This is a genomic window from Pontibacter lucknowensis, assembly GCF_900156415.1.
GTDB classification, from domain to species: domain Bacteria; phylum Bacteroidota; class Bacteroidia; order Cytophagales; family Hymenobacteraceae; genus Pontibacter; species Pontibacter lucknowensis.
In genome coordinates, this window is the sequence record NZ_FTNM01000004.1 from 384,588 (window position 1) to 405,846 (window position 21,259).

At 51.5% G+C, this 21,259-nt stretch carries 15 protein-coding genes; 4 read left to right on the forward strand and 11 right to left on the reverse strand.

The annotated features are described in order from the left end of the window. Positions 1-4: 4 nt before the first annotated feature. The 3 genes from BW972_RS14735 to BW972_RS14745 form a co-directional block, all read right to left on the reverse strand. Positions 5-3,310: a SusC/RagA family TonB-linked outer membrane protein gene (locus BW972_RS14735; RefSeq protein WP_083674193.1), complete on the reverse strand. Its 3,306-nt coding sequence runs from the start codon at positions 3,308-3,310 to the stop codon at positions 5-7. A gap of 15 nt (positions 3,311-3,325) precedes the next feature. Then, on the reverse strand, positions 3,326-4,360 hold the full coding sequence (locus tag BW972_RS14740; protein WP_076422676.1) for a FecR domain-containing protein: 1,035 nt from the start codon (positions 4,358-4,360) through the stop codon (positions 3,326-3,328). Between the two features lie 140 nt (positions 4,361-4,500). Continuing rightward, the gene (locus BW972_RS14745) at positions 4,501-5,064 is read right to left on the reverse strand and encodes an RNA polymerase sigma factor (protein WP_076422677.1); all 564 of its coding nucleotides are present in this window, start codon (positions 5,062-5,064) and stop codon (positions 4,501-4,503) included. Positions 5,065-5,280: 216 nt separating this feature from the next. Between BW972_RS14745 and BW972_RS14750 the strand changes: the two genes are divergently transcribed. Next, a complete protein-coding gene (locus BW972_RS14750) occupies positions 5,281-8,100 on the forward strand; it encodes a DUF4961 domain-containing protein (RefSeq protein WP_200805486.1) in 2,820 nt (939 codons plus the stop codon). 99 nt (positions 8,101-8,199) lie between these two features. On the opposite strand, the gene BW972_RS14755 is transcribed toward BW972_RS14750, so the two are convergent. The 3 genes from BW972_RS14755 to BW972_RS20070 form a co-directional block, all read right to left on the reverse strand. After that, positions 8,200-9,654: a M48 family metalloprotease gene (locus BW972_RS14755; RefSeq protein ID WP_076422678.1), complete on the reverse strand. Its 1,455-nt coding sequence runs from the start codon at positions 9,652-9,654 to the stop codon at positions 8,200-8,202. 132 nt (positions 9,655-9,786) lie between these two features. Continuing rightward, positions 9,787-10,431 (reverse strand): dioxygenase family protein, encoded by a 645-nt coding sequence (locus BW972_RS14760; protein WP_076422679.1) that lies wholly within the window; start codon positions 10,429-10,431, stop codon positions 9,787-9,789. Next, positions 10,313-10,702 (reverse strand): GNAT family N-acetyltransferase, encoded by a 390-nt coding sequence (locus BW972_RS20070; RefSeq protein WP_317042639.1) that lies wholly within the window; start codon positions 10,700-10,702, stop codon positions 10,313-10,315. The genes BW972_RS14760 and BW972_RS20070 overlap by 119 nt, the downstream gene beginning before the upstream one ends. Before the next feature lie 302 nt (positions 10,703-11,004). Here BW972_RS20070 and BW972_RS14770 point away from each other — a divergent pair, with 302 nt between their 5' ends. Both BW972_RS14770 and BW972_RS14775 read left to right on the forward strand, forming a co-directional pair. Further along, on the forward strand, positions 11,005-11,892 hold the full coding sequence (locus BW972_RS14770) for a hypothetical protein (RefSeq protein WP_143732100.1): 888 nt from the start codon (positions 11,005-11,007) through the stop codon (positions 11,890-11,892). A gap of 166 nt (positions 11,893-12,058) precedes the next feature. Then, entirely contained in the window at positions 12,059-12,520 is a 462-nt protein-coding gene (locus BW972_RS14775; RefSeq protein ID WP_051017754.1) for a DUF4268 domain-containing protein, read from the forward strand. A gap of 7 nt (positions 12,521-12,527) precedes the next feature. On the opposite strand, the gene BW972_RS14780 is transcribed toward BW972_RS14775, so the two are convergent. Beyond that, positions 12,528-12,764, reverse strand: a complete 237-nt coding sequence (locus BW972_RS14780) for a DUF3820 family protein (RefSeq protein WP_394333665.1) — start codon at positions 12,762-12,764, stop codon at positions 12,528-12,530. Positions 12,765-13,141: 377 nt separating this feature from the next. Next, positions 13,142-14,002 (reverse strand): bestrophin family protein, encoded by an 861-nt coding sequence (locus tag BW972_RS14785; protein ID WP_007655208.1) that lies wholly within the window; start codon positions 14,000-14,002, stop codon positions 13,142-13,144. 252 nt (positions 14,003-14,254) lie between these two features. On the opposite strand from BW972_RS14785, the gene BW972_RS14790 reads away from it, so the two are divergent. After that, the gene (locus BW972_RS14790; RefSeq protein ID WP_076422681.1) at positions 14,255-15,019 is read left to right on the forward strand and encodes an oxygenase MpaB family protein; all 765 of its coding nucleotides are present in this window, start codon (positions 14,255-14,257) and stop codon (positions 15,017-15,019) included. A gap of 49 nt (positions 15,020-15,068) precedes the next feature. Here the strand turns inward: BW972_RS14790 and BW972_RS14795 are convergent, their stop codons facing one another. The 3 genes from BW972_RS14795 to BW972_RS14805 form a co-directional block, all read right to left on the reverse strand. Beyond that, positions 15,069-16,130, reverse strand: coding sequence for an ArsO family NAD(P)H-dependent flavin-containing monooxygenase (locus BW972_RS14795; protein ID WP_007655207.1), 1,062 nt, complete (start codon positions 16,128-16,130; stop codon positions 15,069-15,071). A 276-nt stretch (positions 16,131-16,406) separates the two neighbouring features. Next, entirely contained in the window at positions 16,407-19,682 is a 3,276-nt protein-coding gene (locus BW972_RS14800; RefSeq protein WP_076422682.1) for a S41 family peptidase, read from the reverse strand. Positions 19,683-19,742: 60 nt separating this feature from the next. Then, positions 19,743-21,053 (reverse strand): NCS2 family permease, encoded by a 1,311-nt coding sequence (locus tag BW972_RS14805; protein WP_040574002.1) that lies wholly within the window; start codon positions 21,051-21,053, stop codon positions 19,743-19,745. Positions 21,054-21,259: the final 206 nt, after the last annotated feature.

Here is a 21,259-nt window from a genome sequence, read left to right on the forward strand (position 1 = left end):
TGAATTAAAGATTAACAGTCAGACCTAAGGTATAAACACGCGGCCTAGGGTAGAAGTTATTGTCTATACCGCTGGCAATCTCAGGATCAAGACCGTTGTATTTGGTGATCACGAACAGGTTCTGGATGTTGGCGTTCAGTCGCAGATTCGCTTTCTCGTTGAAGATGCGGCCCACGTTGTAACCAAAGTTGATGTTCTCCATGCGCAGGAACGAAGCGTTCTCCATGTAGTAGTCGGAGAACAGCTGGTAGTTCATGAAGTTAGTCTCCAGTACGTTTGGCGACACGTTGGTCAGGTAGCCCGGGAACATGAAGGAACGGTAAGCGCCGTTGTTCGAGTACACGTTGTTATACATGTAGTTGCCCACGCTGCCACGCATCACCAGGCCCAGGTCGAAGTTGCCGTAGGTCAGGTTGGTGTTGAAGCCCAGGAAGAAATCCGGCTCCGGCTTTTTGTAGCGGTAGCGGTCCGCTTCGCTGATCACACCGTCTTCGTTCAGGTCGGCATACAGGCCTTCGATCGGGTTACCCTGCTCGTCATATACCTGCTTGTACACATAGAATACATCCGGCGCGTAACCTACCGTTCTGATCTGGATGTTGTTACCCACACCACCGGCAATTCCGCCTACAGGGTAGCCTTCAAAGTTAGGATCTTCGATCTTGCTCAGGTTGGTGATCTCACGCTTCTGATAAGTACCGTTGATGCCGATGCTCCAGTTCACCTTGTCGGTGCTGATCGCCACATAGTTCAGCGCTGCTTCCAGACCTCTAGTCTCCAGATTACCTACGTTTGTTACCAGCTCGTTCACCAGGTTGGTACCTGCAGGTATAGAGATCAGGGCTAGTAGGTCGCGGGTGTCTTTGAAGAAATAGTCGAGGCTACCATTCACTCTGTTGTTGGCAAAGCCAAAGTCAATACCTGCGTTGTAAGTAGTTGTTTCCTCCCATTTTAAGTCTGCATCGTAACCTTCTGGACGGAGCAGGTTGTAAAACTGATTGCCAAACTGGTACTGTGCTGTGTTGTCACTTGGTGAGTAACGAGCCAGGTATGGGAAGTATTCTCTTTGATTTGACCTCCCAATTATATCCTGCTGACCTGTAACACCTACACCTAAACGAAGCTTCAGTTCGGACACAGCCGGAGAGTTTCTCAGGAAAGCTTCCTCGTTTATTCTCCAGGCCAGTGCTAACGCTGGGAAGGTGCCCCAACGAACTTCGTCACCAAAGCGTGATGTACCATCGCGGCGCACTGTTGCTGTCAGGATGTAACGGTCAAGGAGCACATAGTTGAGTCGACCAAAGTAGGAGCGCAGACGGTAGAAATCGTTTCTTGGACGTGGGTCCTCTTCTATTGGTACGCCTTCTGCGTTAGTAGGTGTAAAAGGAGGGATCTCCGTTTCAAACTCCTGGAAAGAGTAACCTGCTGTCGCATCGATGCGGCTGTTGATACCGGTCAGGTCTTTCACATAGTTCAGGTAGAAGTCAACCAGACTGTTTTTCTTCTCCTGCTCGTACTGCGTTCTTCTGCCGTTGTTTGGAGCTTCCGGAGCAAAAGTAGCCGGATAGAAAGTAGAACCACTGCTGTTGGAGCGGTCAAAGCCCAAGTTGAGGTTTGCTCGCAGGTCAGGCAGGAAGTGGAGCTTATAGTCCAGCTGCACGTTACCAATGTGGCGTTTCACTTCGCCGCGGTCGTCACGCTGCTCCAGCATACTCACCGGGTTGCGGGTAGCCAGCGGGTTGTAGCGTCCGTTGGCATCCAGCCACTGGAAGTAGCCGCCAAACTGGTCGCTGCCAGACATAACAGGCTGCGTTGGGTCCATGGCCACGGCCGCCCCGATGGCGCCTTCGTCAGCGAACTTGCTGTTGGTGATGGCTCCTTTGTAATTCAGGTTTACAGTCAGGTGATCGTCCAGGAAACGCGGGTTCAGGTTCACACCGATCGAACCACGCTTAAATTCGCCGGTGCGCAACACGCCGTCCTGGTTCAGGTAGCCCAGTGACACGCGGTAAGGCAGCATGCCTACCGAACCCCCTACGCTCAGGTTATTGTCAGTAGTGTAGGCTGTCTGGTAGATCTGGTCCTGCCAGTCGGTATTGGCATTGCCCAGCAGTGCGATCTGTGAAGGCGTGCCCTGCTCGTTCACTACCCTGCGGAACTCGTCGGCTGAGAGTACATCAACCGTTTTACCCACTTTGGAAAGTGAGTGCTGGGTTGTAAAAGTAACCCCGAGCTTTTGGCCGGCTGTGCCTTTTTTGGTGGTGATGATGATCACACCGTTGGAAGCACGTGAACCGTAAATGGCCGTAGCGGAAGCGTCTTTCAGGATGTTGAAAGTCTCGATATCATTCGGGTTGAGGAAGCTCAGTGGGTTGGCAGCTCCTGATACATCTGAATTTTCGAGCGGCACACCGTCGATCACGATAAGCGGATCGTTGCTGGCGTTAAGCGATGCACCACCACGGATGCGGATACGGCTTCCGGAACCTGGCGCACCGCCGTTTGGTGTGATCTGCACACCGGCCACTTTGCCTTGTATCAATTGCTCAGGCGTCGTGATCTGGCCCTGCACAAAATCCTCAGAAGTTACCTGTGTTACAGCGCCTGAGATATCGGTTTTACGCTGGGTACCATAACCAACCACAACCACTTCCTGCAGCGCCTGCGCGTCGGTGCGCATGGTCACGTTCACCGTGGCCTGATTGCCGATGGCTACTTCCTGTGTTGTATAGCCGATGAAAGAAAACACAAGCGAACCACCAGATGCCGGCACAGGCAGGGTGAATTCGCCGTTTGCGTTGGTAGAAGTGCCGCGGGTGGTGCCTTTAAGCACAACCGTTACGCCTGGCAGTGTTTCGCCGTTCTCGTCTACTACACGGCCGCTTACAGTTACATCCTGTCGCACTTCAGTGCGGGGTTTGGCTACGGCGGTTGTTGCGGTGGCTGCGGCAGGACGTGCTTTCGAAATGATGTACACGCCTTTTACTTTCTTATATGCCAGGTTATTGCTGGCCAGGGTAGTGCCCAGGAACTCGTCCACATTCTGCACGCCGTTCTTTTGCTCCGGCACGATCAGTTGCAGGTCATCGGCCAGGCTTGCCTGGTAAGAGAACTGTATGCCGTGCGAATCTTTCAGCTCGCTGAGCAAATCCTTGAGCGACTTGCCCGTCAGGGCCTGTCCGGCGTTATGGTTCACTGCAAGGTTCGGACCTGGGCCCGGATAACCCTGAGCGGTCCCCGGTACCTGGAAGCAGCACAGCGCTACTGCCAGACCCAAGGATCGTAGTCTCTTGGTAGATTTATTTGACATAGATATGAGGTTAATTTATAGTGAGCTTATGTATATAGTTTTCTCTTTTTGGGTCACCTTCAGGTCAAAGGTCTCTGCCAGTGTGTTGACAATGTCTTCCGGGCCTTTTACATCCAGAAAAGCAGTGACACGCTGCTCCGAGAGGGCCTGGCTGCCAAACTCCACTCTGTAGCCATACTGTTGCTCCACGAGTGTGCCTACTTCACGCAGGGTATAGTTGTCGAAGTATACCTTGTTATGCTGCCAGGCAGTGTACAGTTCCGGATCTACACGCCGATGGCTAAAGCCATGCGCTGCAGATACTGTTATAAGATCGCCGGGTTGCATCTCCAGCTGTTTTGTTTCGCCATGTAGTGTGGTGCTCAAGTTCACTTTGCCGCTGGCCAGTACAACACGGTCTTCCTGATCGCGGTCGTATACGTTAAATTCCGTTCCCAGTACATTTATTTCAGTGCCTTTGCTGGTTGTTACGATAAACTGCTGTTTGTTAGCCTGTTGTGTTACCGAGAAAAAAGCCTCGCCGCGCATCTGTACGGTTCGGGGTTCATCATCATTCCATTTTTCAGGAATAGTTATACTGGAATTAGCGTTAAGTACTATTACGGATTTGTCAGAAAGTTGGATAATTCGCTTCTCGCCATAGGTAGTGGCGTAAGTCACCGGTTCGGACCTCTGGAGAGTGAAAAACAGGGCGGTAACAGCCAGCAAAACGACGATAACAGCCGCTGCAGACAGCCAGGTTGCACGGCTGCGGCCCCAGAGGGAGAACACGTGACCGCTGTCATTTCCGTTTTCCCGGTCCTGCTGCATGGCTTTCTGCAAATGCTCCCACACCAGCGCTGCATCTTCATCACAGCTGTGGTCAGCAGCCTGCTCCTGCGAGAGCAACAGCACTAAACGACGCGCCTCGGCTAGTTCCTGAGCCTTTTCAGGATACTGCTCCGCTATCTGAGTCCAGTGCAAGGTGCTTTTTTGCGTAGGGTATTTTACCCATTGTATAAAGTCATGGTCAGCTGCCAGTTCAGTTGCAGTAGCTGTTGCGTAGTTCATGTCAGGCGTTTATTTGATGCAGTTTCAGCGTTTAGATGCGCTCTACATACAATAGCCTGCTATTCGGGATATTATCCCTTCCTTGTGCGAAAAAAATAAAAATAAATTCTAAATGCTTGTGAACAAGCGAGATAGGTGGTTTAAAAGAAGAGTGCTAGGAGCAGGAGGGCGCTGTTGTGCAACAGTTGCTGCAGGCGGGCTATGGCTTTATAGGTAGTCTTGTACACGGAGTCCTGCCCAATGTCCATGATGGCGGCAATCTCCTCGTACTTGAGGTTGGCGTAGTACTTCAGAAAGATGACTTCCCGCTGCCTGGCCGGGAGCTGTGAAAGCAGCTCTGAAATCCGCTGGCGCGTCAGTTCAGCCGTCTGCAGTTGAATCAGGGTCTGCTCGTGGGAGTCCTCCAGCTCGAAGTGGTAGTTGTCAGGCAAGGACTCGTGCTGTTTGGCGCGATTGCCTCTTTTGATGATCTCGTTGCGGATGGATTTGAGGAGGTAATGCTGCACATTGGCTGGGCTGCCGATGGATTCACGGCTTTTCCAGAGCGAAAAGAACACCTGTTGCAGACAATCGCGTATAAGCTCCTTGTCAGGCGTGATCCGGTTGCCGTAGCGCAGCATGATGGGAGCAAAATGACGGTATAGCAGCGAAAAGTCGTCTTCGCTTCCTGCTTTAAATCTGCCCCAAACTTCCTGCTCGTCCATGCGCGATTGCACCGTTTTTGAAACGGAGTACAACAATTATATTAGAATTTAATCGAAAATCATACCTTTAAGCTCTGAAAAATATACAAACTTATCTAGTGTTATAACACTAAAACCAAGGCAAAGGCATATTTTCAGGGAAATGTGAGAACTGTCTTTTGTGTCTCGTGCCTGCTGCTATACTTCTGAATTTCTTTTATCTATAATATCCCCTTTATGGCAAACCAATACCTCTACCGCTTTGTGGTGCTTTTTGTTTTCCTGTCCGGTATAGCCTGGCGGGTGCAGGCGCAGGCTGTGCAAACGATACCTGAGTTTCCCAACGGCGACCAGGAGATCACCCTCATTTTTGACGTGAAGCAGGCCAAAGATGGCCGTGCCACCGGGCTGCTGAAAAAGACGGACGATGTATACCTGTGGTCAGGCGCGGGCACTGTGGGTTCGACCGATGCTTTTCAGTACCAGCCAGCCGGGCAAACGAATTTTAACCAGCCTTTCAATCCGGGCAAGATGACCTCGCTCGGTGACGACCGCTGGCAAATCAAACTTACGCCCCGAACCTACTTTGGAGTGCCTGCTGGTCAGACCATCGATAAGCTGGGACTACTGCTTAAGAACGGCAACGGCACCGCTCAAACCGAAGACTTTATCATCCAGATCTACGACGGAAGCCTGCAGATAGCCTTGCGCGAACCTGAGCAGCGAAACTTCTTCGTAGATGCCAACAGTGCTATACCTGTGCGGGCTGTCATATCGTCGAAAGCCAGTGTAACGGTAAAGCTCGACAATACGATTGTATACAGCGCCAGCGATGCCGACGAAGTGCAGACCAGCATCAGTGCGGGCAATCAGGCGGGTGTGCAGCGCACTGTAACCGTAGAAGCAAATCTGGGTGACGCCACAGCCACAGAAAGCTTTACCTTCCGTGTGAAGCCACAACCAACGGTCGCAGCGCTACCGGCAGGTATGCGGGATGGGGTGAACTATACCAGCGCCACCAGCGCCACCCTGGTGTTGTATGCGCCGCACAAGAGCTTTGTGTATGCCATCGGAGAGTTTAATAATTGGGAGAGCTCGCCGGAATACCTGATGAAGCGCACGCCTGATGGCAACCGCTACTGGATCGAGCTGAATAATTTGCCGGCAGGAGCGGAGGTGGCTTACCAGTACCTGGTGGATGGCACCCTGGCCGTGGCTGACCCTTACACTGAAAAGATACTGGACCCGGCCATGGACCAGTACATACCTGCCAGCACTTACCCTAACCTAAAAGCCTATCCGGAGGGAGCGGAAGGAATCGTATCGATCCTGCAGACAAACCAGCAAAGCTATACCTGGAAAGTGACAGACTTCCAGCGACCTGACCCTGAGAACCTGGTGATCTATGAACTGCACGTGCGCGACTTCATCGCGGCACGCAACTACCAGACCCTGGCCGACACCCTCTCTTACCTCAAAAGACTCGGCATAAACGCTATTGAGCTGATGCCGGTGATGGAGTTCTCCGGCAACGATTCCTGGGGCTACAATCCGATCTTCTTTTTTGCGCCTGACAAAGCCTATGGTACTAAGAACGACCTGAAAGCTTTCATTGACAAGGCGCATGAAATGGGCATTGCTGTGATACTGGACATTGTGCTCAACCAGGCCGATTACGAGTACCCCTATGTGAAAATGTACTGGGACGGCAATCAGCCGGCTGCCAACAGTCCCTTCTTCAACCAGCGGGCCACGCATCCTTTCAGTGTGTTCTTCGACTTCAACCACGAGAGCGAAGCCACCAAAGCCCTGGTGCAGCGCGTGAACCGCCATTGGATAGAAGAGTACAACATCGACGGCTACCGCTTTGACCTTTCGAAAGGCTTTACGCAGACCAATACCGGCGAGAATGTAAATGCCTGGAGTGCCTATGATGCCAGCCGCGTAGCCACCTGGAAGCGCATTTATGACGAGATCAGGAGCTATGATGAAACGGCTTACGTCATACTGGAGCACTTTGCCGATAACCAGGAAGAGAAGGAGCTTTCCAATTACGGCATGATGTTCTGGGGCAATCACAACCACGATTACCGCAATATGGCCAAAGGGGTGCAGGCCAATCCACAGGGCATTTCTTATAAAAACCGCACCTGGGAAAACCCATACCTGATCGGGTATATGGAAAGTCATGATGAGGAGCGGATCATGCATGACGTGCTCACCAATGGCAACCAAAATGGCAATTACAACACACGCACCCTGAGCACTGCCCTTGACCGGGCCAAACTCGCTGCAGCTTTCTTTCTACCCATACCTGGGCCGAAGATGATCTGGCAGTTTGGAGAGCTGGGCTATGAGGTACCGATTGACCAGAACGGGCGTACTGGTCAAAAGCCTATCCGCTGGGAGTATCAGCAGCAGCCGGAGCGCCAGAAGCTCTACCAGGTATACGCCGAACTGATCAAGCTGAAACTGAATGAACCCGCCTTCAGCACCGACGATTTTGACCTCCAGTTGAATGGCCATGTGAAGCGCATCTCACTTTTTCATGAGGACATGCGTGTATTCATAGTTGGTAATTTTGATGTGAAGGTACAGCCGATCAATGCTAACTTTCCGATCGCCGGGGTATGGTATGACTACTTTACAGGCAGAGAAAATAACATAACGGACCCGGGGCAGGTGATGGAACTGCAGCCGGGCGAATTTCACATTTACACCACCAAAAAGCTCGAAACACCACAGCCCGGTTTGGTGCCATGGCAGGGGCTGGTGTTGTCAGCAGAAGAGGAACTGGCTGAAAGAGGTGTCACTGTGTACCCGAACCCCATGCAGGAAGCCACCCTGCTGCAGCTGGAAGGCGACTACCGCGGAACCGTACAAGTGCAGCTAGTGGATATGACCGGTCGCCAATTGCAGCAGGTTCGTTTCCTGAAGCATCAGCATAGCCACCAAGAGCAGCTAAGGTTACAGCGTCTGCCTGCCGGTATATACTACATGCAGGTAGAGCAGGGCGGTAAGAAATCGGTGCACAAACTGCTGAAAGTACAGAACTAAGCTAGACTGGCTATACCTGACAGCTATACCTTTGACAAAAGTAAAACGCCCTGCTTCATGTTCAGAAGCAGGGCGTTTTTTATACCTGAGCTTTAAATCTTATTTCCTCACTACCTTGATCATAGTGCCGGCGGGTACCTGGTCATTCAGTTGCATGCCGTTTAGCACAGCCAACTCATTGTGGCGGGCATCGGGCATGTTGTTGCTGCGCAAGGCCTGGGCCAGTGTAGTGGCTTTCGACACTGTTACAATGCTGATGCGCTCTGGCTGTCTGTTCAGCTTGTCGGGGTCTGACAATTCACGGAAACTCTGCATGCTGCTGCTGAACTGCTGAAAATAGGTATTAAAGTTCTGTGCAGTGGTGATACCCATCAGGCTGTAAATATTCCCCCCGTACTGTATAAAGTAGGTGAGCGTGCGCAACGGCTGCTGTTGCTGTTGTTGCTGTTGCTGCGGAGCAGGATCGGCTACTACCGCAATGGCAGGCAGTCCGTTTACAGTCACCTCCTTGCTTTCGACAGGCTGCAAATTATAGCGCTGCAGTGTTTGTTGGGCTGCCTCCGTTGGGTTGGCACCAGGAGCCAGGGTGAGCACCAACACGGCGCTCCCGTCCTTCGGGCCCATCTGCACCTGCTGCGGGGAATTCTGGTAGCCCCAGTTGGCTGGCATGTTGTACTGGAACTTCAGCACAGGATGATAGAATACGTTGTTCTCCACAAAGCCCTGTTTGGGGTCTTCTCCATAGATAAGCCCGTCAATCATTTTGAGGTAGTTGTTGCGGTTAACCTGGGCATTGGTCAGGTTCTGCTTCTTTTTTTCCTCAGCTGCCAGTTGGTGCACCGTATTGTAACGGTCGCCCGGGTCAGGGTGGGAGGAAAGGAAGGATGGCAGCGCCTGACCGCTTTCCTCCTGCTTGCGCTGCAGTGTGGTGAAGAAGTCGGCCATCTCGGAGGCGTCGTAGCCGATCTTAGTCGAGTATTCCACTCCCAGTCGGTCTGACTCGCGCTCGGCATCGCGCCCGTACTTGAGCATCAACAGCCCGAGTCCCTGCGACACCTCCTGGCCGTACTGCGCTACCGTAGGCGACAGGATCATACCAAGCAGCAGGCCACCCTGTGCGAGGATAGACTTGCTTTGCTGCTGGGCAGAATGGCGTGCGGTGATGTGCCCGATCTCGTGACCGAGTACACCTGCAAACTGCGCCTCATTGTTAAAGTGCGCCATGATGCCGCGTGTGAAATACACGTAGCCACCGGGCACGGCAAAGGCGTTGATCACGGGAGAATCTACAATCTTGAACTCGTAGTTGAGGTTGCTACGGTGTGAGATCTTGGCCATTTGCTGGCCTTTCTCACTGATGAAGCGCTGCAGGGCCGGGTCTTCGTATAGTCCAAACTCTGCTACTATTTGTGGGTCGGCTTCCTTCCCAAGGGCGATCTCCTGGCTCTCTGACATGAACATCACGTCTTTTTTACCCGTCACCGGGTTAGTCTGGCAGGAACTGCTTATCAGGAACACGGATGCCAATAATCCGGAAATTATGTTCTTTCTCATTGTTTTAGTTCTTTAGGCCGCTGTGCACCCTTCCAAAATGTAGGTATATCGCAGAGGCTGAATATGTAACAAGCAACGATAATACAATTTTTAAGTTGCGGGAAAGGCACTTTAGGTGCTGTCAGGCGGTTTTTAACGGGGAGTGTAATCAGGTATGTGAAGCCCCAGGGTGATATTCCGGTTTAAAACAAAGGTGTTGCCCTGCCGCTGCATGGCCACGATGCAGGAGCCTCCACGTTCAGGTCTTTCCTGGCGGACTTTTGGGGTCAGGAGCGGATCGCCTTCAAACAGAAAATCATCCAGGTAGTATTCGTTTTTGTCCGGCTCTTTCACGGTGATGTGTATATGAGCCGGTTCTGATCGGGAAGGGTAGGTGCCGGGCTTGGTGGTGTAGAACGTATACCTGCCATCAGCCCCTGTCTTGATCCAGCCGCGGAGATAACCGTGCCGCCTGGCCCAGCCTTTCTCGTCGCCTCTGGTGGGGTATATGCCTGTTTCGTCGGTATGGTAAATATACAGGACGACATCCTGCGCCGGTGTTTTGCCATCGGGCAGGTATACGATACCGGTTATTTTGAGCTTGTCTTGTGCTTCAGGATGAAAGCCAGGGAGCGTATCGGTAGGAGTAAGCTGCTTGTCACCATACTCGTGCAATGCCTCACAGCCTTCGCAGGGGCCTCCTACCTGCCGTGCAGGCTGCTGGGTCTCCCGGTTGTCCTGCGCCTGGCAACTGGTACTCAGCACAAGTGCTAACAATATGATACCTGACTTTCCCATAGGGTCTATACCTTGTTACGCTCCATGTATAAAATTGGATAAGGTTTGCCCAGACTATCCAGCTCTGAGCGTCCAATGATGCGAAACCCATGCGCTGGTAAAATGCGACAGCTTGGGTGTTCTGTTCATTTACATCTACCTGACTTGCATGGCGCTCTTCCTCAGCATACTGCACCAGCGTTTTACCGATGCCTTCACCCCTGAATTCCGGAAAAACCTGATATCCTCTTCCTGAAGAAAATGACGCGTTGTCCGCACTGAAGCCTTCCACAGGTCAGCGAGCTCCAGGTAATCCGATTCGGTAACAGCCCTGTCAACCTGATAACTCATACGGCTTAGCGTTCTTGCTTTGGGGGCAGGGCTTTTACTGTGCTGTCGCCATTTTCATAGTATTGGATCATGATCATCTGCTGAGCCTTGTCTATCTGCCCGTCAGGGTAAAATTCGGTTGATTCGATAAGCGATTCAAACAATATTTTATATGTTAATCTAATATGAAATATAAATTTTACGTTTAATGTATAATCGGTATATTTAATTGTAAATCAAGCCTGTGTCTGTAACTGCTTCGCTATGAAATCAAACCTTTACCTCCTTTTGCTATCATGCCTTTTCTTAGGTGCCTGCGAAAAAGACCCAATTGTTGAAGAAGAACCATTAGCAACAGATTGTTTGGTGCAGCAGGTGATTAGTTATTATACTTCTGAGTATAACAAGCAGCCACAAAGCCGGATGAAACATGTGTTTTCTTATGATAACCAGAACAGAATTACGCAGATAGTGCGTACTGGTCTGGAAAGCAGCACTGCAGACTATGAGGCTGTTACGATCTATCATTATGATGATAAAGGAAGAATTGCGGAGGTAATACTGACCAGTACTTATGATGGCCCTGGTAATGAAACAATCTATACTTATGAGTATAATGAGCAGGGGCAATTACTGGTAAGGAGGCATTTCAGTGTAATTGTGAATTGCCCTACTGTTGAACTTGCGAAAGTAGAGTATACCTATGGGGCTACTAATGAGCCAGACTCATCAGCATTTCACTCGATGAGACCTTGGCAAGGCTCTGACTTATTCCATAATTTATCATTCAAATCTACGTATGCCAATGGTGTAATGACACGTGTAAAGACGTATCCTATCGATCCTGAATTTCAATTTCTGCCTTATGAAGATGATATCAGGTATGACACAAGGAAGGCGCCTTTCTCAGCATCCCCGGCACAGCCTGCCCTCATGCTGCAGTATGAAACTGACGGCTTCGTGTTGAATCTGCCTCAGCTTCATAATGTAACAAGCGTAACTAGGTGGAGTGAAGATGGCCGGATAAATTTTGCATACGATATACAGTATACCTACTCTGATAAAGGCTACCCACTAACAGCACGACAGAAATATTCGCAAGGCAACTTTGTAGAATATAACTTTGAGTATAGCTATACCTGTTCAAAGTAGGCACATGGTTGATAAAGAAGGTATCTTAAGCTAATCCGTAGCCTTCGCCAGCTGTTCATTTTATCCAGACTATCCTGTGGTTATACAATGCAGAAACAGTAGCATCTGTACTACTGCTTAGCAGTATACCTTGCTAATCTACCGGGCAATTGCCAATTTTGTGATTATGTATACACGGGAACAAGCTTCTAAACTCAAACAGGCATTCTGGACAGCATTTGGGCAGTATATGGCGCCGGTGCTGTCGGCGGAGGGGATGCGTACCAACTGGATCAATTATAAGACAGGTCTGAAGAACGTGTACTTCCGCATGCAGGCTGATAAGAAAGAGGCCTCTGTTGCAATCGAGATGACGCAGCCTGACCCTGAGATCCAGCAAATGTTCTTCGAGCAGTTTGAAGCGTTGAAAGAGTTGTTGCACGACACGGCAGGAGAGGAGTGGACTTGGGACCTGCACACAGCTGACGAGTATGGAAAAGTAGTGAGCCGCATTTATGTAGAGCTAAAAGGCGTGAGTGTTTTCAATCAGAACGATTGGCCGACGCTGATTTCTTTTTTCAAACCCCGCATTATTGCCCTGGACGCCTTCTGGAACGACGCCAAGTACAGCTTTGACGAGTTGCGTTAGGTATAGCTTACCTGTTGCGCATCTGCCTTTTCAGTGGCTCCAGCAAATACTCCAGTCCGTTGATTTTGATCTCGTAAAGGGTAGCGAGTAACATGCCCAGCTTGCCGGGAGGAAAGCCTTCACGGGCAAACCACTCCAGGTAGGAAACGGGTAGGTAGCACAACACGGTGTCCTTGTACTTGCCAAAGGGCATTTTCATACGGACCAGCTCTGTGAGCATGGATGAGTCAGGTTGCATGGGCATGGTAGTTTCCCCAAAGATAAGGTATAGCTGACAAGCACAAAAAAAGCCTCCCGAAACAGGAGGCTTTTTATTTCATCATGGCAGGGTGATGTTACATTTTACTCTAACTACAGGTGTTTTCAACTTCAGTAAAATTGTAATTTCTTCATTCTGAACAAATTCGAAATGTGTTGATCCAGCCTGAAATAGCAAAATGTTATTAGCCGTTTGGCTGCTGTGAATACGGGCGAATGTTTTAAAGGATACAGATAAACCTATATTTTTGGGAGGAAATATAGGAGGAGTTTTGTAAAGGACTGGGAAAGAGTGAAATAATTTAATGTGTCAGAATATAATTATTTCATTGTCGCAAGCAGAGCCTAACGGGGACGGGAGTTTTAATCCAGCACTTCGCTCACATGCTTGCGGATGTTGTGGCAGATCTGGTCAACAGGCAAATCGTTCGGGTCAGTGCCGAACGGGTTCTCGATCTCTTCGGCAATCAGCTCCAGACTGGCCAGGGCATACAGAATCAGGATAACGACCGGTATCACGTAATAGCTCAGGCTGAATACCCAGCCAAAGGGCAGCGTCATAACATAGAAGAAAATAAACTTCTTGATGAAGACGCTGTAGGTAAAAGGTATAGGCGTGTTCTTGATGCGCTCGCAGGCACCGCAGTGATCAGTCAGAGCTCTGATGTCTTCGTTGAGCACGAGCATCTGTGCCGTGTCAATTTTCCCCTGTTTATACATGGTATTCAGACGTACATACATGCCGGCGGCTACCTGGTTGGGCAGGTGTTTTTCTTTCTTCAGGTCGAGCACGGGATCCAGCTCACGGAAATCCTCGTTTTCGCGCAGCAGGCATTTAAGAGCAAAGGCGTAGTTCGGGATCATCAACCTGAAAAAGCGACGGTCGTCTTTGTCAGTTGCGATGGCCTGCAGTTTGATGGCCAGGTTACGGGAACTGTTGGTGATACCGCCCCATATCTTGCGGCCTTCCCACCAGCGGTCGTAGGCGGTGTTGGTGCGGAACACCAGCAAAAGCGAGATGACAAAACCCAGCACGCTATGCATCATGCCTACGTTGCGGATGTACTGCGTCTCAGAAAGGTTCAGGAAGTTCAACTCTACGTAGGCAACCAGACCGGCATAGACGCCCACACCCAGCATAAGGGGCAGGAGTTTCCTGAAGGTGTCGGCCTTCGAGAAACGGAATATGAAAACGAACCAGTCTTTGGGGTTGTAGTTGATCATAAAAAAGAATCCGCTTAGCCCGTCCCTAAGTGAGCGGGCAGGCTAAGCGGGGTTCAGCTCGGCTAAAAGTTGAGCCTAAAGATAAGTACAAATTTTTTTAATGCGCAAGCCTCTGCTCCAAAAATAAATATGGTATTTTATTTATGTGTTTGATTATCAGTTGTATATACCAACATAGGGCTCTCCAGACTGCAGGGGACTAAAAATGAGCCCCTTTCAGCACATTTTAGCCTATACCTTTGTTCTAACGATATGGAATACTTTGTAAAGCAGGGCAGTGTGGTGCGTGAGATCTGGGGAAAGGGCGATACCATCCTCTTCATTTTCGCGGGCGCCTCAGCCGAATTTGCACTCAACAAAGCGGTGGACTGGCTCTACTTCACCGGCCGGCTTCCCGCTGACCCGCTGGGCCGCTTGTTCTCGACAGTAGGCTATGCCCGCCAGATTGTGTTCTCCAGTCTTGATGGGGCCCACAAAGCGATCGATACGATGGCCAAGATTCACGCCGGGGTAGAGTCTAAACGCGGGATGTCTATACCTGACTGGGCATATCGTGACGTGCTGTTTATGCTGATCGACTATTCCATCCGCTCCTTTGAGTTACTGGAGCGGAAGCTTTCTGATGCCGAGAAGGAAAGTGTGTTTGAAGTGTTCTGGCGGGTAGGTACACGCATGGGGCTTCAGGGGCTGCCGGATAGTTACCAGTCCTGGCTCCACATGCGGCAGCGCCACTTAGAGGAAAACCTGGCAGCAAGCCACTTTACCACCGATCTGTACAAACAGTATCGCAAGCACCTGGGTCCGGTCCGGTATAAGCTGTTGCTAGAGGGGCAGAAACTGATCGTGCCACCGATTGTGCGCGAGCAGCTTGCATTGGGTAAGTGGTCCGTCCTGAAACCAGTGCTGTCTGTCTACAAACTCAGCCGCAGGTTGCGTGCCGACTGGTTGATCAAGTCCCTGATCCTGCCACCGGCTTATAAGAGCGAAATAAAGGAACTGGATGTACACCCAGCCTAAAGAACTGCTGGTAATTCTTTGGTCGGTTTTTTATGTTAAATAAATGTGTCTAAACCTGCTCCAGGTGTTTTTGAATTTCCGCAACAGTTTGCCGGGCGCTTCTGCCCACTCCAATGAGGGTGGCGGAGGCGAAGCCGGTCCAGTTGCCATAGCCTACCAGCCAAAGCCCCGGCTGCTGTGTTGACCTGGAGCCCTCGACAGCTACTCTTCCTTTTTCGTCGCGCTCCAACTGCAGGCAGGCGAGGTGGTCCAGTGCATAGCGGTAGCCCGTGCACCAGATCACGGCATCAATCTTCTCTTGTTTACCATTTTGCCAGACAACACCCTGCTCATAGAAGCGCAAGAAGGGACGCACCGTGTGTAATGCTCCCCGATCACGGGCTTTCTTCACCGGCGGCACCATCACAATATTGCCGACATGAAACTGTGAGCTGTTCACCTCCCGCCCATGCTGCATGGCATAGTAACGCGCCGACGCCTGGTCAAAAAGCACACGCCCGTCCACATCGTCCGGCAGAAAGGTTACTTCCTCCAGTGTTACCCAGCTTGTATCCGCCACTTCCGATACTTCAGCCAGAATCTGCGCCCCGGAGTTACCGCCGCCTACGATCAGCACCCGCTTTCCGGAGAACGGCTCCGGTTTTTTGTAGGCAGCCGAGTGCAACTGCTTTCCTTTGAATTTATCAGCGTCTGGGATGTCAGGTATGAAAGGCTTTCGGAAGGAGCCGGTGGCACTAATGACGGTGCGGGTATAGTAAGTCTTCTCCTTGGTTTTAATCACGTAGAGGCCATCTTCAAAACAGACATCCTGTACATGTACAGGCCTTTCTACCGGTACTTTATACCTGTTCTCGTACTGCGTCAGGTAGTCGATCACCTCGTCACGGGAAGGGTACTCGTCCTTGCTCTCCGGCATCAACCAGCCAGGCAGACTGCTGAAGGCAGCAGGGGAGAAGAGGGTGAGGGAATCCCAGTAGTGTCGCCAGGAAGCGCCGGGAGCCTGCTGGTCATCCAGTAACAGGTAATTGAGATTTGCCCGGTTCAGGTAATAGCCACAGGCCAGCGCACTTTGTCCACCGCCAATCACGATGGTGTCGTAGATCTTTTGCATGTCAGGTAAGCTGTTGATGTGGGAAGATACGGGATTTAAGCTTTTCTGTCATTTCGGACAGAGCGATAAATCCGGAGTATTGCTTCGATCTTGAAATAATTCAGATCTCTCCTTTCGTCGAGATGACAGATTAGGTAAGCTACCTGCTTTAGGGTAAGGAAGGAGACGAATTGAGGTATGCTGCGTCAGGTATAACTAATTAAAACCCAGGTATAGCCGAGGCAAAAACAAAACGCCCCGACCAGAGCCGGGGCGTTTCCTATACCTGCGGGTAGCTTATTTCTGAGCGCTTCCCTGAGTTTCTATATCTTTCAGCAGTTCGCGAACGGCTGCCTCCAGTTGCTGGTCTTTGCCTTTACTTACCAGTTCGTATTCGTTCGCCACTTTCACGTCTGGCTCAGTCTGCAGGTTCTCCAGGTACTGTCCCTGCACATCCTTTACGCCCAGTGGTGGCACGCCCCATCGCACTGATCCGTTCTGCAGCATTTCCCAGCCGGCGAAGGTACAGGTGCCCGGTACCGGCATACCTACCAACTTGCCCAGCTTCAGGTCAGCATAGCTGAAAGCGAAGCAGTGTCCGTCGCTGTAGTTGGCTTCGTTGGCAAGCGCAATACTCGGCTTGGTCCATCGGAACGAAGGCTCAATACCCATGGAGCGGGTATCGTTGGTGTAGTCGAGGAACTTCTTGCCACTCAGGAACATGGCGAGGTCTGCTACCAGGTCACCGCCGCCGTTGTTGCGGGTGTCTACCACCATACCTTTGCGGTTGGCGTATTTGCCCATTACCTCTTCATACACTGTGCGGTAGCTTGGGTCGTTCATGCCCGGTATGTGCACGTAACCCAGTTGCCCGTTGCTCAGGCGATCTACCTCCTCGGCGTTGCGGCGTACCCAGCGCTTGTACAGCAAGGCATTTTCCTCGCTTTGCGAGATAGGCTTCACGGTGATATCTCTTCTGTTTTTGCCATTGGCATCCATCACAGTGAGCAGGGTATTCTTGCCTGCTTTGCGGTTCAGGAACTGCGCCAGGTCCTTGTCCGGTGTAATGGTTTCGCCATCGATCTTCTCGATGATCATGCCTGCCTGCAGGTTCATACCCGCCTTAGTCAGCGGTCCCCCCACGATCACCTCGTCCAGTTTAATGCCGTTGCCGGTATAGGTCTGGTCGTAGAAGATGCCCAATGAGGCAGTAGCGTCACCGTTCGGATCGTTTTTGCTGTAGCTGGCGCCGGAGTGCGATACGTTCAGCTCGCCCAGCAGTTCGCTCAGCATTTCAGTGAATTCATGGTCGTTGCTGATGTGAGGTAAATAAGCCTCGTAGTCAGCCTTCAGCTCATCCCACTTAGCGCCGTGATAGCCGGCGGTGTAGAAGGTCTGCTTTGTGCGGCGCCACACGTGCTCGAACATAAAGGCACGCTCGGCGGCGGCATCCAGGTTCATCTCGCCGTCGATCTTCACAGTTTCCTGCTTCGTGCTGTTACTAGGATCCAGCTTCACGATCTTACCATCCGACTCCAGGAAAATGTTCTTCTGCTCTTTGTCCCATACCATGCTGGCGCGGTTGGCGTTGAGGGTCACCAGCATTTTGGTTTCCTTGCTGCGCAGGCTCGTGGACCATAGGTTGTAGCCTTTCTCAAACTTAGCCAGGTAGTACAGTGTTTCTCCGTCTTTCGACACCAGTGCGTCCGACAGGTTGGAAGAGTGCAGCGTCAGTTTCGCTTTGCGGTAGTTCAGGCCCTCCCAATCGATCTGCAGCTCTTCTTTTTTAGGAGCGTCGTCTTTCCTGGCTTTTTTCTTCTTGTCCTGCTCTTTTTCCTTCTCCTTTTCTTTGGCCGCTTTTTCTTCCTGTTCCTTCAGCAGGGCATAATCCTCTTTGCTGAGTCTGAACTTGTCGAAGGCGTCCTGCGTGAAGAACATGGCGTATACGTCGGCCTGTGCGCCACCGCTGTTGGCCTGGCTGCGCATACCGTCACGGGTACTGTTCCAGATCATCATCTTGCCGCCCTGCATCCATTTCGGAGCAAAGTCATTGTAGCCGCTTTCGGTCAGGTTGATCTTCTTGCCTTTGCCGTCTGCCGAAATAATGCCCACCTCGCCATTGGCGAAGCCTGGCTCAGAGTACTCGAACAGCAGCCATTTGCCATCCGGGCTCCAGGTATAATATTGGTCGTTGTCGCGCATGGAGAAGAGCTCCTGCGTCGTCAGCAGCGTGCGTACCTGCTTGCTGGCCAGGTTGAGCACCTTCAGGGTCATGCGGTCTTCCAGGAAAGCCACTTCTTTTCCGTCCGGAGAATAAAGCGGGGAGTAGTTCTCCTTGTCGTTTTCGATCAGTGGCGTTTCCTTCAGCAGGGTAGAGGCATAGAAGTAAGGCTCCTCCTCGCGTACGATGTCCGTCTTGTAGATCTTCCAGCTCTTGCCGCGCTCGCTGGCATAGAGCAGCGACTTACCGTCAGGGGAGAAGCTCACGCTGCGCTCCTGCTCCGGCGTGTTGGTGATGCGCTTGGTCACAGAACCCTCTACGGCGCTCACAAACACCTCTCCGCGGTAAATGAAGGCAACCTCCTTGCCGTTAGGTGACACGGCCAGATCACGTATGCCATTGCCCACTGATAGGATGCTCTCATTATTACTCTTGGCATCTGTCGCGATGCGAATGTTCACTTTCTGCGCCTGACCGTTCGGTTTGCGGGTATAGAGCTCGCCGTTCTGGCTAAAGGAAAGCGTCCCGTCCTTGGCAGCGGTCAGGAAGCGCACCGGGTGCTTCTCAAACCTGGTCACCTGCTCTGGTTTGGCAGGGCCCTTGGCGGCCATGCTGTACACGTTGAAGGTACCGCTGGCCTCGCTCAGGAAGTAGATGGTTTTCTCGTTATCAGCAAAAACCGGGTTGCGATCCTCACCTTCGTAGGTTGTCAGCTTGGTGTGCTTGCCGGATTTGGTATCGTAAGACCAGATGTCACGTGCTACGGAGGACACGTGGTGTTTGCGCCAGCTATTCTCGCCGCCTTTCCGGTCGTGGTAGAGCATGGTACTGCCATCGCGGCTCAGCTTCACGTCCTCGGCTGGTGTAGTGAGCACCTGCTTCACGCGACCACCCGCAACAGCCACCTGGTACAGCTCCGAATGATAGGCGGTTGGGTACTGGCGGTTGCTGGCTGCGTCGAGGCGGGTAGAACCGAAGTATACCGTTTTGTTGTCGTGGCTGAACTCGTACGGGAATTCGTTTGCTGAGTGGTAGGTAATGCGCTGGGCTGTACCACCAGTGGCCGGCATCACAAAGATGTCGAAATTGCCGTAGCGGTCGCTGGCGAAGGCGATGGACTTGCCATCGTGGCTCCACACCGGCATGAAGTCATGCGCCTCGTGCAGGGTGAGTGGAACGGCCGTGCCACCCGCTGCCGGTACGGTATAAAGGTCTCCTTTGTACGTGAAAACGATGGTTTTGCCATCAGGGGAAATAGCCGGGTAGCGCATCCAGGAAGGTGCGTCCTGTGCAGCAACTGAAAGCGCCGATCCGGCGGTCAGCAATGCTGCTAAAGCATACTTTTTGATCATTGGGTTCGGATTGAAAGCCCTAATTTAAGGATTTGTGGGAAAAATATACGAGGTAATTGCTTAATGCGACTGCATCACGAGCGCCAGCACACTAAATGCGACAATCACCCACAGCGTAGGCGATATGGTTCTGGCGTTTCCGGTGGCGACCTTGAGTACAGCCCAGCTCAGAAAGCCCCAGATGATGCCCTGTGAAATAGAGTAGGTAAAGGGGATCAGCACCATGGCCAGAAAGGCAGGTATGGCTTCATCCATCTTCAGCCAGTTGATTTTGACAACCGGTCTTACCATAAAGGCACCAACCAAAACCAGGGCCGGAGCAGTCGCAATGGCCGGAATCATGGAGAGGAGCGGAGCCAGAAAAAGGAAAGGTAAAAACAATAAACCACCTACCACCGCAGTCAGTCCAGAGCGGCCGCCGGCCTCAATTCCGACTGCCGACTCCACATAGGCCGTGCCGGGGCTGGAGCCGAGCAAACCTGCAATGGTAGTAGACATGGCATCAGCTGTTAGAGAACGGGCTACATTGCGTGGCTCCCCGTGCTCATCTGTCAGGTTGGCGGCTTCGGCCAGACCTACAAAGGTGGAAAGACTGTCGAACAAATCGGTGAAGACGAAAGCGAAGATCACCGGAAAGACAGCAAACTGCAGCGAATTGATCAGATCCAATTGTAGGACCAGGCTGAAGTCGGGCGTAGAAAAGAGTCCCTGCCAGCTGATAACCGGATCAGCCTCCATGGCCCACCAGCGACCCAGCGGATAAGCCGCCAGGGTAGTCAGCACAATACCGATCAGGATGGCTCCCGTTACGTTGCGTGTGATCAGGACCGCCATCAGAAATAGCCCACCCAGAAAAGTAAGGACTGACGGCGAAAGCGGACCAAGGCCAACAGTCGTAGCCGGATTGGATACAATGAAGCCGGCATTGGCAAAACCGATGAGGGTGATGAACAGTCCTATGCCTGCGGCGATGGCGTAACGCAAAGGGCGGGGGATGGCCTTGACAATCAGGGTGCGTACCTTGAAGACCGAGAGCAGCAGGAAGATGATGCCTGACCAGAAAACAGCTCCCAAAGCCACTTGCCACGTGATGCCCATGCCCATCACCGCAGAAAAAGTGAAGAAAGCATTCAGCCCCATGCCTGGCGCCACAATAATCGGATTGCGGGCATAAATTCCCATCATCACGCTACTGAAGAAAGACACCAAGACCGTCGCCGTCAACGCTCCCGAAAAAGGCATTCCCGCCTGACTCAAAATGGATGGATTAACGACAACTATATAAGCAGTGGCCAGAAACGAGGTGAGCCCAGCCAGGACCTCTGTCCGAATGTTCGTGTTATTCTTTTTTAGCTCAAAGTATGACTCCATGCTCGGACGTGGGTTAGCAAGGTATGACGGTTTAATATTAGGCAATTTATACGGAGATATCTTAACAAAATGTTAAAGTCCGGTATTGCGCTCAACTTTTTCTTGCTTTAAAGCAACCCTTCACTTACAACACTTCTCTCTTGCTTTAAACTTACCTGATCGGATTGTCCATTTTTAAAACACAGTGTTCATTATCAGACACATAG